This is a genomic window from Roseateles sp. T103, from assembly GCF_057219915.1.
In genome coordinates this window covers 368,797-381,767 of the sequence record NZ_JBXVVS010000002.1, presented here as the reverse complement: position 1 = coordinate 381,767, position 12,971 = coordinate 368,797, and the positions used below count along the sequence as shown (strand labels likewise).

13 protein-coding genes and 1 tRNA gene are annotated in these 12,971 nt (G+C 68.2%); 7 read left to right on the top strand and 7 right to left on the bottom strand.

Features of this window, described 5'->3' with window-relative positions; translation table 11 throughout:
* Window positions 1–42 precede the first annotated feature (42 nt).
* On the top strand, window positions 43–876 hold the full coding sequence (mutM, locus tag AC2EBS_RS08195) for a bifunctional DNA-formamidopyrimidine glycosylase/DNA-(apurinic or apyrimidinic site) lyase (RefSeq protein ID WP_484727900.1): 834 nt from the start codon (window positions 43–45) through the stop codon (window positions 874–876).
* Entirely contained in the window at window positions 873–1,931 is a 1,059-nt protein-coding gene (mutY, locus tag AC2EBS_RS08190; RefSeq protein ID WP_484727899.1) for an A/G-specific adenine glycosylase, read from the top strand. The genes mutM and mutY overlap by 4 nt, the downstream gene beginning before the upstream one ends.
* Before the next feature lie 54 nt (window positions 1,932–1,985).
* Here the strand turns inward: mutY and rapZ are convergent, their stop codons facing one another.
* From rapZ to AC2EBS_RS08175, 3 genes are read right to left on the bottom strand one after another with little or no spacing between them, the layout of a single operon-like run.
* Window positions 1,986–2,912 carry an RNase adapter RapZ gene (rapZ, locus tag AC2EBS_RS08185; protein ID WP_484727898.1) on the bottom strand — a complete coding sequence of 309 codons (927 nt, stop codon included), beginning with the start codon at window positions 2,910–2,912 and terminating at the stop codon, window positions 1,986–1,988.
* Window positions 2,909–4,624, bottom strand: a complete 1,716-nt coding sequence (gene recN / locus AC2EBS_RS08180) for a DNA repair protein RecN (protein ID WP_484727897.1) — start codon at window positions 4,622–4,624, stop codon at window positions 2,909–2,911. Before recN ends, rapZ begins: the two co-directional genes overlap by 4 nt.
* Entirely contained in the window at window positions 4,624–5,502 is an 879-nt protein-coding gene (locus AC2EBS_RS08175; protein ID WP_484727896.1) for an NAD kinase, read from the bottom strand. The genes recN and AC2EBS_RS08175 overlap by 1 nt, the downstream gene beginning before the upstream one ends.
* 69 nt (window positions 5,503–5,571) lie before the next feature.
* On the opposite strand from AC2EBS_RS08175, the gene hrcA reads away from it, so the two are divergent.
* The 3 genes from hrcA (at window position 5,572) to AC2EBS_RS08160 (ending at window position 7,641) form a co-directional block, all read left to right on the top strand.
* Window positions 5,572–6,591 (top strand): heat-inducible transcriptional repressor HrcA, encoded by a 1,020-nt coding sequence (gene hrcA, locus AC2EBS_RS08170; RefSeq protein ID WP_484727895.1) that lies wholly within the window; start codon window positions 5,572–5,574, stop codon window positions 6,589–6,591.
* 79 nt (window positions 6,592–6,670) lie between these two features.
* Window positions 6,671–6,747 (top strand) — tRNA-Ile (locus tag AC2EBS_RS08165).
* 531 nt (window positions 6,748–7,278) lie between these two features.
* A complete protein-coding gene (locus AC2EBS_RS08160; RefSeq protein ID WP_484727894.1) occupies window positions 7,279–7,641 on the top strand; it encodes a carboxymuconolactone decarboxylase family protein in 363 nt (120 codons plus the stop codon).
* 33 nt (window positions 7,642–7,674) lie between these two features.
* Here AC2EBS_RS08160 and AC2EBS_RS08155 read toward each other — a convergent pair whose 3' ends face one another.
* From AC2EBS_RS08155 to AC2EBS_RS08140, 4 genes are all read right to left on the bottom strand, one after another.
* Window positions 7,675–8,154, bottom strand: a complete 480-nt coding sequence (locus AC2EBS_RS08155) for a DsrE family protein (protein WP_484727893.1) — start codon at window positions 8,152–8,154, stop codon at window positions 7,675–7,677.
* A 5-nt stretch (window positions 8,155–8,159) separates the two neighbouring features.
* Complete coding sequence (gene ribA, locus AC2EBS_RS08150; RefSeq protein WP_484727892.1) at window positions 8,160–8,801, bottom strand: GTP cyclohydrolase II; 642 nt, start codon at window positions 8,799–8,801, stop codon at window positions 8,160–8,162.
* A 136-nt stretch (window positions 8,802–8,937) separates the two neighbouring features.
* Window positions 8,938–9,438, bottom strand: a complete 501-nt coding sequence (locus AC2EBS_RS08145; protein ID WP_484727891.1) for an outer membrane lipoprotein — start codon at window positions 9,436–9,438, stop codon at window positions 8,938–8,940.
* Window positions 9,439–9,542: 104 nt separating this feature from the next.
* A complete protein-coding gene (locus AC2EBS_RS08140; protein ID WP_484727890.1) occupies window positions 9,543–10,100 on the bottom strand; it encodes an HNH endonuclease in 558 nt (185 codons plus the stop codon).
* 255 nt (window positions 10,101–10,355) lie between these two features.
* Between AC2EBS_RS08140 and AC2EBS_RS08135 the strand changes: the two genes are divergently transcribed.
* Entirely contained in the window at window positions 10,356–11,072 is a 717-nt protein-coding gene (locus AC2EBS_RS08135; RefSeq protein ID WP_484727889.1) for a TetR/AcrR family transcriptional regulator, read from the top strand.
* A gap of 70 nt (window positions 11,073–11,142) precedes the next feature.
* On the top strand, window positions 11,143–12,933 hold the full coding sequence (locus tag AC2EBS_RS08130; protein WP_484727888.1) for an acyl-CoA dehydrogenase C-terminal domain-containing protein: 1,791 nt from the start codon (window positions 11,143–11,145) through the stop codon (window positions 12,931–12,933).
* Window positions 12,934–12,971 lie beyond the last annotated feature (38 nt).

Here is a 12,971-nt window from a genome sequence, read left to right as displayed (position 1 = left end):
GAGGGCAGCGTGCCGGGCGGCTACCTCTCTATGATCGCGCCCATGCCGGAGTTGCCCGAGGTCGAGATCACCCGCCGTTCCTTCGCGGCCGCCATCGCGGGCGCGCGCGTGCTGGGCGTCACACTGGGCAAGCCGCTGCGCTGGCCACTGGGCGTCGATGTCCAGATGCTCGTCGGCCTGCGCATCGGCGCGGTGCAGCGCAGGGGCAAGTACCTGTGGCTGCCGCTGATCGGTGCGACGGGCGAGGCCGCCGGTGGGCTGCTGCTGCATCTGGGCATGTCGGGCTCGCTGGCCTTTGCCGAGCATCTGCCGCCACCGGGGCCGCACGACCACTTCGAGCTGCAGACCGACCACGGCCAACTGCGCCTGAACGACCCGCGGCGCTTCGGCGCCGTCGTCTGGTCGCCGGCGCTGGACCGGGATCCGGCCGCCAAGCTGCTGGCCGGGCTGGGCCTAGAGCCTTTCGATGCGGGCTTCGACGGCGCGCATCTGAAGGCCGGCTTCGCGAAGCGCCGCGTCGCGGTGAAGCTGGCGCTGCTGGCCGGCGACATCGTGGTCGGCGCCGGCAATATCTACGCCTGCGAGGCGCTGTTCCTCGCCGGCATCGATCCGCGCACGCCGGCCGGCAAGGTGAGCCTGCCGCGCTGCGAGCGGCTGGCGCAGGCGCTGCGCCAGGTGCTGGGCGCGGCGCTGCAGGCGGGCGGCACGACGCTGCGCGACTTCAAGGACGCACACGGCGTGGCCGGCAGTTTCCAGCTGCAGGCCCAGGTCTATGGCCGCGAGGGTGAGCCCTGCCGCCTCTGCGCCACGCCGATCCGCCGCATCGTGCAGGCGCAGCGTTCCACCTATTTCTGCCCGCACTGCCAGAAGCGATGAGCCGCAAGAAAGATAAGCGACCGCACGACGAGCTGCCGCGAGACTTCGCCGCGCTGCTGGTGGCCTGGCAGCGCCGGCATGGCCGCCACGCGCTGCCCTGGCAGCGCACGCGCGACGCCTATCGCGTCTGGCTGTCGGAAATCATGCTGCAGCAGACCCAGGTCACCACGGTGCTCGGCTACTACGAGCGCTTCCTGGCCCGCTTCCCGCGCGTGGTCGACCTCGCCGACGCGCATCTCGACGAGGTGCTGGCGATGTGGCAGGGCCTGGGCTACTACAGCCGGGCGCGCAATCTGCACCGCTGCGCGCAGGCCGTACGCGATGTACATGGCGGCGAGTTCCCGCGTAGCGCCGAGGCGCTGCAGCAGCTGCCCGGCATTGGCCGCTCCACCGCTGCAGCGATCGCTGCCTTCTGCTTCGACGAGCGCGTGGCCATCCTCGACGGCAACGTCAAGCGCGTGCTGGGCCGGCTGCTCGCCTTCGACGGCGACTTGGCCAGCAGTGCGCAGGAGAAGAAGCTCTGGCAGCTGGCCGACGCGATGCTGCCCGCCGCCGAAGCGGACATGCCGGCCTACACGCAGGGGCTGATGGACCTGGGTGCTACCTTGTGCACGGCGCGCTCGCCGCAATGCCTGCTCTGCCCGGTCGGCGAGCTGTGCCGTGCACGCGCCGAGGGCGATCCCACCGCCTATCCGGTGAAAACACGCAAGCTCAAGCGCGGCCGGCGCGAGAACTGGTGGCTGTGGGCCGAGCAACGGGGTCAGGTCTTGCTGCAGCAGCGCCCGGACAGCGGCGTCTGGGCGGGCTTGTGGACCTTGCCGATGTTCGACGACGAGGCTGCCTTGCTGGCCCAGGCCGGCAGCCTGGGGGCAAGGGAGCCGGAGCCGCTGCCGCGCATCGAACATGCGCTGACGCATTTCGACTGGGTACTGCATCCGCGGCGTGCGCTGCTGACTGCACCCGCGGCAGCGCCCGAGGGTGCACGCTGGGTGGCGCGCGAAGAGCTGGCGGCCTATGCGCTGCCGGCGCCGCTGAAAAAGCTGCTGGTCGGCTGAGGGAGGCGGTGCCGCTGGCGCGGCCTCAGCGTGTGCGTAGTGGCTGCCAGGCGCCTACTTGGCGTCCAGCTCGCGGTGGCGCTTCAGCACATGGCCGTGGCCGGCGAACTGCCTGGCCAGCGTCTCGACCAGATAGACCGAACGGTGCTGGCCGCCGGTGCAGCCGATCGCCACCGTGAGGTAGCTGCGGTGGTCGGCGGCGAAGCTGGGTAGCCACTGGCCGATGAAGCCGCTGATCTGGCCCAGCATCAGGTTGACCTCGGGCTGCGCCTTCAGGAAGGCCGCCACCGGCTCGTCGCGCCCGCTGAAGGGGCGCAGGTCGCGGTCGTAATAGGGGTTGGGCAGCACGCGCACGTCGAAGACGAAGTCCGCATCGCTGGGCACGCCGTGCTTGAAGGCGAAGGACTCGAACACCAGCGTCAGCGAATCGCCGGCCACGCTGACCAGGTCGCGCACCCAGGCGCGCAGCTGCGCCGCGCGCAGCAGGCTGGTGTCTATCACCGTCGATTCGACGCGCAGCGGCGACAGCAGTTCGCGCTCCAGCTGGATCGCATCGAGCAGCGCGCGGTGCTCGTCCTCGCCGCTGTCTTTCGCATCGCGGCGCAGCGGGTGCGGTCGACGCGATTCGGAGAAGCGGCGCATCAGCGCATCGGTGTTGGCGTCCAGGAAGATCGAGCGCACCGCTACGCCCTCGGCGCGCAGCTGCTTGAGCATGGGCAGCACATGAGGCAGCGAACCCGCGCTGCGCACATCCACCGCGATGGCCACGCGGCGTTGCAGGCCGCGGCGGCGCTCGAGCTCCAGGAAGGCGGGCAGCAGCTCGGGCGGCAGGTTGTCCACGCAGAAGAAGCCGGCGTCTTCCAGCGCATGCATCGTGACCGACTTGCCGCCGCCGGCCATGCCGGTGACCAGCACCACATCGCTGCGCTGGGCAGCGGTCTCGTTGGCGCCGGCTGCCGCCGGTGCGGGGGTCTCACTCATGTACGGGCCTTCTTGCTGCCGCGCGCTGGCGCGGCCTCTTCAGCTACTGCGGTGGACGACGACAACTGCAACATCTCTTGGGCATGTGCCAGGCTGGCCGACGACAGGCGCTCACCGCCCAGCATGCGCGCGATCTCCTGCACGCGCGCCTCGCCGGCGACGGGGCGCACCTCGCTGGCGGTGACGCCATCGGCGCGCAGCGACTTGGCGACGACGTAATGCTGGTCGGCGCAGGCGGCCACCTGCGGCAGATGCGTGACGGCCAGCACCTGGCGGCTGCGGCCGAGCTGCTTCATCAGCCGGCCCACGGTCTCGGCCACGGCGCCGCCGACGCCAGCGTCGATCTCGTCGAAGATCAGCGTGCCGGCTCCATTCGGGTCGCTCTGGCAGGTGGTGACGGCAATGGCCAGCGCGATGCGCGACAGCTCGCCGCCCGAGGCCACCTTGGCCAGCGGCCGCGGCGTGCTGCCGGCATGGCCGGCAACGAGGAATTCGGCGCTCTCCAGGCCGAAGCTCTGCGGCTGCTCCTGCGCGATCAGGCTGACCTCGAAGGCGCCGCCGGCCATGCCCAGCTGCTGCATCGCCTGCGTCACCGCAGCGGCCAGGCGCGGCGCCGCGTCGGCACGGGCGCGGCCGACGCGCTTGGCTTCCTGCTCGTAGCTCTTGCGTGCCTCGGCAACTGCGCGCTCCAGCGCGCCCACGTCGGCCGATTCATCCAATGCGCGCAGCTCGTCCTGCCATTGCAGCAGCAGTGCCGGCAGCTCGGCGCCGGGGCGGCGGTAGCGGCGCGCCAGCGTCATCCAGGCCGACAGGCGCTCGTCCAGCTCCTGCAGCCGCTCGGGTTCCAGCTCGGTACTGTTCAGGTAGGACGCCAGCGTGTGTGCGGCATCGCGCAGCTGTGCCTGCGCGCCCTGCAGCGCCTCGGCGGCGGGGGCCAGGCGCGCGTCGTAGTCGATCACCGCCTGCAGCGCGTCGATGGCCTTGTCGGTCATCGTCTCGGCGCTGAGCTCGGCCTCGCTGATCGCGTCCAGCGCCAGGCGCGCGCCGTCCATCAGCGAGGCGGCATGCGAGAGGCGCTGGTGCTCGGCATTGAGCTCTTCCCATTCCTGCTCGCGCGGGCCGAGGCGGCCCAGCTCCTCGATCTGCCAGGCCAGGCGTTCGCGTTCGCGGCTGAGCTCGTCGGCGCGGCCGCGCGCGGCGTCGAGCTTCTCGCTGGCCTGCTTCCACACGGCATAGAGCCCGGCCAGCGCGCGGGTATCGAGCCCGGCGAAGCCGTCGAGCAGCTCTCGCACCGATGCGGCACGGGTCAGCCCTTGCCAGGCGTGCTGGCCGTGGATGTCCAGCAGGCTGTCGGCCAGCTCGCGCAGCTGGGCCACGGTGGCCACGCTGCCGTTGATCCAGGCGCGGCTCTTGCCCTGCGCGTCGATCACGCGGCGCAGCAGCAGGGTTTCGCCGTCAGACTCGAAGCCGGCTTCATCCAGCCAGGCAGCCAGCGCGGTAGGGCGGTCGAACTCAGCGCTGATCTCAGCACGAGCGGCAGCCTCACGTACCACGCCGGCATCGCCACGACCGCCCAGCACCAGCTGCAGCGCGTCGATGAGGATGGACTTGCCGGCGCCGGTCTCGCCGGTCAGCGCCGAGAAGCCGGCGGCGAAGTCCAGCTCCAGCTCGGGGACGATGACGAAGTCGCGCAGCGCGAGTCTCCGTAACATCACACGACTCCCTCATACCAGCGCAGCTTGCGGCGCAGCGTCGCGTAATAGCTCCAGCCCTTGGGGTGGACGAAGCAGACGCGGTGGCTGGAGCGCCGCACGGTGATGCGGTCGCCGTGCAGCAGGCTGGCCAGGCTCTGCATGTCGAAGTTCACGCTGGCGTCGCGGCCGGCGACGATCTCCATGCGCACCTCGCCCGAATCCGGCAGCACGATGGGCCGGTTGGACAGCGTGTGCGAGGCGATCGGCACCAGCACCAGGCCGGCGATGCTCGGGTGCAGCAGCGGGCCGCCGGCCGACAGCGCATAGGCGCTGGAGCCGGTGGGCGACGCAACGATCACGCCGTCGGCGCGCATATTGGCGACGAACTCGTCGCCGATGTCGACCCTGAGCTCCACCATCGCCGCGGTGGCGCCGCGGCTGACCACCACATCGTTGAGCGCCATGCCCTCGAAGATGCATTCGCCGTCGCGCCAGACCTCGCCTTCGAGCATGGGGCGGTGCTCCATCTCGAAGTCGCCGGCCAGGATAGGGCCCATGGCCTCGCGGAAACGCTCCATCGGGATGTCGGTGATGAAGCCCAGGCGTCCCTTGTTGATGCCCACCAGCGGCGTGCCGTGGCGGGCCATCTCGCGGGCGAAGCCCAGCATCGTGCCGTCCCCGCCGACCACCACCGCCAGGTCGCATTGCCTGCCCAGCTCGACAGGCGTCAGCGCCTCATAGCCGCTGATGCCGGTGTTCAGCGCGGTGTCGCGTTCCAGCGAAACGTCCAGCCCCTGCCGGGTCAGGTACTCGACGACTTCCTCGAGCACCGTGCGAATGCCGTGCGCCTGATGCTTGCCGACGACCGCGACATGTTTGAAACGCTTGGGAACCATGCGAAGAATTACACCACAGGGATATGCCGGCTTGCGGGTAGCCGGCCGGGCATCCGTACAATGAAAACCATGCTCGACGAGCGCTCCAAATCACTGCTGAAGACCCTGGTCGAACGCTATATCGCCGACGGCCAGCCGGTCGGTTCTCGCACGCTCTCCAAGGCCTCGGGTCTGGAGCTCTCGCCAGCGACCATACGCAACGTGATGGCCGACCTGGAGGAGCTGGGGCTGATCGCCAGCCCGCACACCAGCGCCGGCCGGGTGCCGACCGCGCGCGGCTACCGGCTCTTCGTCGACACCATGCTCACCGCCAACCCCGGCGTGCTGGTGGCCGAGCCGCCACCTATCGAGACGCCGCTTCAACCCGACCAGCCGCAGCGCGTCATTGCCAGCGCCGCGCAGCTGCTGTCCAGCCTGTCCAGCTTTGTCGGCGTGGTCACCGCGCCGCGCAAGCCCAGCGTGTTCCACCACATCGAGTTCATGCGCCTGGGTGAGCGGCGTGTGCTGGTCATCATGGTGGCGCCCGACGGCGATGTGCAGAACCGCGTGATCTTCACGCAGCAGGACTTCAGCCAGAGCGAGCTGGCCGAGGCCAGCAACCGGCTGAACATGAGCTACGCGGGCCTGACGCTGGAGGCGGTACGCGAGAAGCTCAAGGGCGAGGTCGACGCGCTGCGCAGCGAGATCGCCGAGCTGATGAGCACGGCGGTCAAGGTGGGCGCCGAGGCCATGGAGCACGAGGAAGAGCGCGTCGTCATCTCCGGCGAACGCAATCTGCTCACCGTGCAGGACTTCAGCAACGATATGGGCAGCCTGCGCCGGCTCTTCGACCTCTTCGAGCAGAAGACCCAGCTGATGCGCCTGCTCGACGTGTCCAGCCGCGCCGAGGGCGTGCGCATCTACATCGGCGGCGAAAGCCAGGTCGTGCCCTTCGAGGAACTGTCGGTCGTCTCCGCGCCCTACGAGATCGACGGCCAGGTGGTCGGCACGCTGGGCGTGATTGGCCCCACGCGCATGGCCTACGACCGCATGATCCAGATCGTCGACATCACCTCGCGCATGGTCAGCAACGTGCTGTCGCAGAAGTGAGCCGCTGAGCGCGGTGGGGCACTGCGGCCCCGCCGATACAATGCGCCGCTCCTGGTGCAAGGCCAGGAGTTCCCCAAGGGGGCCGTTAGCTCAGTTGGTTAGAGCAGAGGACTCATAATCCTTTGGTCATTGGTTCAAGTCCAATACGGCCTACCAATCCCCGTGGATCAGACGATCTCCATGCTCAGATTCGGCTGCCCGGCTCTGTGGCACTCGATCACATTCAGCTCGGTTTCAGCTTCAGCCGGCGGTCCACATTGAACTAGATCGCGGAGCCGTTCTTGACGCGGCCGGTCCCGGCGTTCCGTCGCGCCATTTGGCGGTAGCCGAAGTCACTCTGGCGTGTGGCAAGCAGCAGTATGGCGATAGGTATGCGCAACGGTGCCGTGAACTGGGCAGGGCGAGGGATTGCCAGGCTCTCGATGCCTACGGGGAAATCAATTGGCAGGCGGCCCGCGTCGTGCTTCAAATACCTGCACAGCTGCGCCGGCGCATTGCGCGCGCGACATCCTGATCTTGCAGTGGGTGCTGGACAAGCTGGGCCGGCGCTGTGTCAACCCGCGCTCTGCGCTGGCTCAAGGCACAGCGGCCACACTAGCGCAAAAATTCGGACACACTTATATTTGGATTCGGCAATGCGGCGCCAGCCCGGCGCGCTCTGGGCCGTCCATTCCCACGGAGTCCCCGATGACGAAGAACTATCGCGAAATCACCGCCGAGGTCTCGGCCTCGCTGGCCAAGCTGCGCGCTGACATCCCTGACACGACGCGTGGCTTCTCTGCACTGGCGCAGGCCGCCACCAAGGACGGCGTGCTCGACAAGAAGAGCAAGGAACTGATCGCGATGGCGCTGTCGGTGGCGGCGCGCTGCGACCCCTGCATCGGCTTCCATGCCGAGGCGCTGGTGAAGCTGGGCGCCACGCGCAAGGAATTCGAGGAGATGCTGGGCATGTGCGTCTACATGGGCGGCGGCCCGGCGCTGATGTACGCCGCACACGCGCTGGACGCCTACGAGCAATTCGGCGGCGAACGCGCAACGCCTGCCGCCTGACCCGGGGCGCTGCCGCCGGGCAGGGCGGGCGCGCTACCAGGCGATGTAGGCGTAGCCCTGCTCCTGCAGTTCCATCAAGGCAGCGGCGCCGACTTCCTCGATCTGCGCGAAGTCGGCCATGTCCTTGGCCGTCCAGCCGACGGTCTTCATCGTGTTGCCGCAGGCGATGAACTTCACGCTGTAGTCGCGCGCCTGGCTGCGCACGCGCTCGCGCAGCTCGGCCGGGATGGGCCGCTTGGGCGCCTTGGCCAGCAGGTGGATGCCCGGCCCGAAGACCACGACGACCAGCGCGACGTTGTCGCCATACTTGCCGATCATTGCGCCCACCGAGTTGAGGATGTGTTCGATGTAGTCGGCGTCTGCATGGTTGAGCTGGTAGACCAGCTTGTGCTCGGGCGGATCGCCGGGGAAGCGCTCGGCCTTGGCGGTGGCGGGCCTGGCTTGCGTTGCAGCGATGGCGGCGCTGCCGCCGATCAAAGGCAGGGCGGCAAGGAGACGGCGACGCAGCTTCATGTGGCTCAAGGCAGCAGTTCGAGCTGGTGACCCAGCTTCTCGCGCTTGGTGCGCAGGTAGTAGCCGCTCTCTTCGGTGGGCTCGACCTCGTGGCCCTCGCGGGCGACGACTTCGATGCCGAGCTCGTGCAGCGCGGCCAGCTTGAACGGGTTGTTGCTCATCAGTCGTACCGACTGCACGCCCAGGTCGCGCAGGATGTCGGCGGCGGCGTCGAAGCGCCGGCCGTCGATGGGCAAGCCCAGCGCGAGGTTGGCTTCGACGGTGTCCATGCCCTTGTCCTGCAGCTGGTAGGCCCGCAGCTTCTGGCCCAGGCCGATGCCGCGGCCCTCGTGCCCGCGCAGATAGATGACGATGCCGCCTTCGGCCTCGATGCGCTGCAGCGCCAGCGCAAGCTGCTCGCCGCAGTCGCAGCGCAGCGACCCCAGCACGTCGCCGGTGAAGCACTCGGAGTGCATGCGCAGCAGCACGCCTTCGCGGGCGACTTCGCCCTTGACGATGGCGACATGCTCTTCGCTACTGCCCGGCGCCTGGTAGACGTGGACGATGAACTCGCCGTACTTGGTCGGCAGCCTCGCGCTGGAGACGCGTTTGACGGGTGCCGGCACTGCCGGGGCTTCAGGGGCGGAACTGGCGTACGGGGAATTCACGCGGACGGGTCTGGAGTGGACAGCTGACAGTCGGACAGGACGGCCGCAGGCCGTCCTCTGGCCCTAGATGGTAGCGCCCGCGCCCAAAGCAAGTGCGGCGCCCTAGGGCGCCGCTGCTGCCGGCCAGCCGTTGCGCTCAGTCGCGGCGCGGCTCGGCCGGGCCGCCGGCGACGGCCGGTGCGCGGCTCACGCGCGTCTTGCCGCCGGTGGTGGTGAGGATCACGGCGTCGCCAGGATTGAAGGTCTCGTTGCCCTTGGCCTGCACGACCGAGCGGCGCTCGCCGTTGCGCAGCTGGACGATGATCTCCAAGGCTTCTTCGGTGGTCGTGCTGCGCTCGATGGCATTGCCGATCACCGCGCCAGCCACGGCGCCGAGCACGCCGACCGCCACCGATTCGCGCCGGCCACCGACGCTGGAGCCGGCCACGGCGCCGATCACACCACCCGTCGCGGCACCGACACCGCTCTGCGAGCCATCTACATTGACCGGACGGACGGTCAGCACGACCGCGTCCTGGATCTGCGCCATGCGTTGCGCCTCGCTGCGCTGGATGACGTCCGGGCTGGTGGTCGAGCAGCCAGACAGTGCGGCGGCGAGGGCCACTGTCGTGGCGATGAGGAACTTGTTGCTTTGCATCGAATGATCTCCATGGGCGGACAGTGCCCCAACGGCCGGCATTGTCGCGGCGTTGACCGCGGCAGCCGCCGTCTGCAACAAGTCTTTACCGCGTGCGCTGCGCGTCAGCCGTGCAGCCGGCTGCTGCGCGGCACGCTGGCGAGCAGGAATTCCATCTGGTCGGCCAGGATGCGCCGGCCGCGCAGGATCATGTCCTCGTGCAGGCTGGGCACATAGGGCAGGTAGAGCAGGCTCATGCGCGCCTCTTCGGGCAGACGGTTGGCTTTGCGGCCATTGCAGCAGCGGCAGGCGGTGATGCAGTTCATCCAGCTGTCGGCACCGCCGCGAGAGGTGGGCACGATGTGCTCGCGGGTCAGGTCCTCGGCCGGGAAACGGTGGCCGCAGTAGGCGCAGACATGCCGGTCGCGCACGAAGAGCTTGTGGTTGGTCAGCGCCGGCGACTGCCGCCAGGCCCGGCTGGGCACGGCGCCGCGCACCGCGATGATGGGATGAACCTCGATGCGCGATTGCAGGCCGGTGATGCGCTGCACGCCACCGCGCAGCACATGGCAGGTTTGGCCCAGGGTCCAGGCGACGCCGTCGCTGGCGTAGATCACGGCCGCCTCTTTGGTCGTGATCCAGGCTTGCGGCCGGCCACAGACATCCAGTTGCAGAACATCCACAGCGTTGACCTCCAGACGGCAGGGTAGCGCAACGCGCCCCACGGACTCAAGCGCCGCCGCCAGCCAGGCCTGCGCGCGTCTCGGGCTTGCGACGCTGTCACGCCGCGGTCATCGCGCCAGGCTTGCGCCCTCGTTCTAGACGACAGCCCCTAGAGATGCAGGGGAAGGAGTTGGCGTGGCGATGCAATGCCATGCAAAATAGAACGACCGTTCGTTTTATTATTCGGACTTCTGCATCCACCAAGCCCTGCCGCCGTGAGCACCACAGAGACAGCCGCCCCCGCCAAGCCCGCCCTGCGACGGGCCGGCCGTTCCCTGCAGAAGGGTCAGCACACGCGCGCCGTCATCCTTGAGGCGGCGCTGGGTCTGGCTTCTCATATGGGCCTGGAGGGCCTGTCGATCGGCGCGCTCGCCGACGTCACCAAGATGAGCAAGTCGGGGGTGTTCGCCCATTTCGGCTCGCGCGAGGAACTGCAGATCGCGGTGGTGACCGAGTACCACGCCAAGTTCGAGGAAGAGGTGTTCTTCCCGGCGATTCGCGAGCCGCGCGGCCTGCCGCGCCTGCGAGGCATGTACGAGCGCTGGGTGCGCCGCGTGTCGGTGGAGATCGATTCGGGCTGCATCTATATCAGCGGCGCCGTCGAGTTCGACGACCGCCCCGGCCCGGTGCGCGATGCGCTGGTCTCGATGGTCAAGGCCTGGCACGCCGCCTTGCACAAGGCCATCGTGCTGGCCAAGGAAGAAGGCCATCTGCGCGCCGATACCGATGTGGATCAGGTGCTTTTCGAGTTGCATGGGCTGATCCTGTCGCTGCACCACGACGCCCGCTTCATGCGCAGCCCGGGTGCGACCGAGCATGCGCGCGCCGGTTTCGAGCGCGTCATCCAGTCGGTGATCACGCCAGCGGGCCAGCGCGTCGAGAGCAGCGCCGGCAGACCTGCACCGGCCGGCCGCAAGAAAGTGGCGGCCTGATCCGGTTCCCGAGTTTCTTTAGTTTCTTCAACCCTTCGTTTCCTTCACGTTTTTTCCTGCGGAGATCGCGATGCCTCAGTACAACCCTCCCTTGCGTGACATGCAGTTCGTCATGCACGAGCTGCTCAACGTGGTCGACGAGCTGAAGATGCTGCCCGCCCACGCGGACATCGATGCGGACACGATCAATGCCGTGCTCGAAGAGGGCGGCAAGTTCGCCTCGCAAGTCATCGCTCCGCTGAACCTCAGCGGCGACGCCGAAGGCTGCAAGCTCGACAAGAGCACGCACGAGGTGAAGACGCCTGAAGGCTTCAAGGAAGCCTACAAGCAGTATGTGGAAGGCGGCTGGCCTGCGCTGGGCTGCGATCCCGAGTACGGTGGCCAGGGCCTGCCGGTGATCGTCAACAACGCCTTCTACGAGATGCTGAACTCGGCCAACCAGGCCTGGACCATGTATCCCGGTCTGAGCCACGGCGCCTACGAGGCCCTGCATGCCCATGGCACGCCCGAGCAGAAGGCTACCTACCTGCCCAAGCTGACCAGCGGCGAGTGGACCGGCACCATGTGCCTGACCGAGCCGCACTGCGGCACCGACCTGGGCCTGCTGCGCACCAAGGCCGAGCCTCAGGCCGACGGCACCTACAAGATCACCGGCCAAAAGATCTTCATCTCGGCCGGCGAGCACGACATGGCCGAGAACATCGTCCACCTGGTGCTGGCCCGTTTGCCTGACGCGCCCCAGGGCTCCAAGGGCATCTCGCTGTTCATCGTGCCCAAGTTCCTGGTCAATGCCGATGGCAAGCTGGGTGCGCGCAACGGCATCTATTGCGGCGGCCTCGAGCACAAGATGGGCATTCACGGCAACGCCACCGCGCAGATGGTGCTGGATGGTGCCGTCGGCACGCTGGTTGGCCAGCCCAACAAGGGTCTGCAGGCCATGTTCGTGATGATGAACGCCGCCCGCCTGGGCGTGGGCAACCAGTCGCTGGGCCTGACCGAAGTGGCTTACCAGAATGCCGTGGTCTACGCCAAGGACCGTATCCAGATGCGCGCGCTGAGCGGCCCGAAGGCGCCGGACAAGCCGGCCGATCCCATCATCGTCCACCCCGACGTGCGCAAGATGCTGCTGACCGCCCGTGCCTATGCCGAAGGCGGCCGCGCGCTGGCGACCTATGTGGCGCTGCAGCTGGACAAGGCGCTGGCTTCCGACGATGCCGACGAGGCCAAGGCCTGCGAAGAGGAAGTCGCGCTGCTGACGCCGATCATCAAGGCCTTCATCACCGACAACGCGTGGATCGCCACCTCGCACTGCATGCAGGTCTACGGCGGCCACGGCTTCATCCACGAGTGGGGCATGGAGCAGTTCGTCCGCGACGCGCGCATCAACATGATCTACGAAGGCACGAACACCGTGCAATCGCTGGACCTGCTGGGCCGCAAGATCCTGGGCAACAACGGCGCCACGCTGAAGAAGTTCGGCAAGAAGATCGCCGCCTTCGTCGAGGAAGAGGGCACCAACGAGGCGATGCAGGAATTCGTCAACCCGCTGGCCGACCTGGGCGACAAGGTCACCAAGCTGACCACCGAGATCGGCATGAAGGCCTTCCAGAATCCCGACGAGGTCGGCGCTGCCGCGGTGGACTACCTGCGCGTGGTCGGCCACATGACCTTCGCCTATTTCTGGGCGCGCATGGCCAAGATCGCACTGGAGAAGAAGGACAGTGGCGACCCCTTCTACACCGCCAAGCTGGCCACCGCCCGCTTCTACTTCGCCAAGCTGCTGCCGGAAACGGCATCGCTGATCCGCACCGCCCGCGCCGGACTGACGCCGCTGATGGAAATGGACGAGGCACTGTTCTAAGTTCCCGTCGTGGGGGGGCCGCTCGCGCGGCCGCCCCG

Excerpts from the sequence above, each read along its gene's own strand:
- mutM (WP_484727900.1), top strand. The coding sequence starts at position 43 with ATGCCGGAGTTGCCCGAGGTCGAGATCACCCGCCGTTCCTTCGCGGCC.
- mutY (WP_484727899.1), top strand. The coding sequence starts at position 873 with ATGAGCCGCAAGAAAGATAAGCGACCGCACGACGAGCTGCCGCGAGAC.
- rapZ (WP_484727898.1), bottom strand. The coding sequence starts at position 2,912 with ATGAGTGAGACCCCCGCACCGGCGGCAGCCGGCGCCAACGAGACCGCT.
- recN (WP_484727897.1), bottom strand. The coding sequence starts at position 4,624 with ATGTTACGGAGACTCGCGCTGCGCGACTTCGTCATCGTCCCCGAGCTG.
- AC2EBS_RS08175 (WP_484727896.1), bottom strand. The coding sequence starts at position 5,502 with ATGGTTCCCAAGCGTTTCAAACATGTCGCGGTCGTCGGCAAGCATCAG.
- hrcA (WP_484727895.1), top strand. The coding sequence starts at position 5,572 with ATGCTCGACGAGCGCTCCAAATCACTGCTGAAGACCCTGGTCGAACGC.
- AC2EBS_RS08160 (WP_484727894.1), top strand. The coding sequence starts at position 7,279 with ATGACGAAGAACTATCGCGAAATCACCGCCGAGGTCTCGGCCTCGCTG.
- AC2EBS_RS08155 (WP_484727893.1), bottom strand. The coding sequence starts at position 8,154 with ATGAAGCTGCGTCGCCGTCTCCTTGCCGCCCTGCCTTTGATCGGCGGC.
- AC2EBS_RS08145 (WP_484727891.1), bottom strand. The coding sequence starts at position 9,438 with ATGCAAAGCAACAAGTTCCTCATCGCCACGACAGTGGCCCTCGCCGCC.
- AC2EBS_RS08130 (WP_484727888.1), top strand. The coding sequence starts at position 11,143 with ATGCCTCAGTACAACCCTCCCTTGCGTGACATGCAGTTCGTCATGCAC.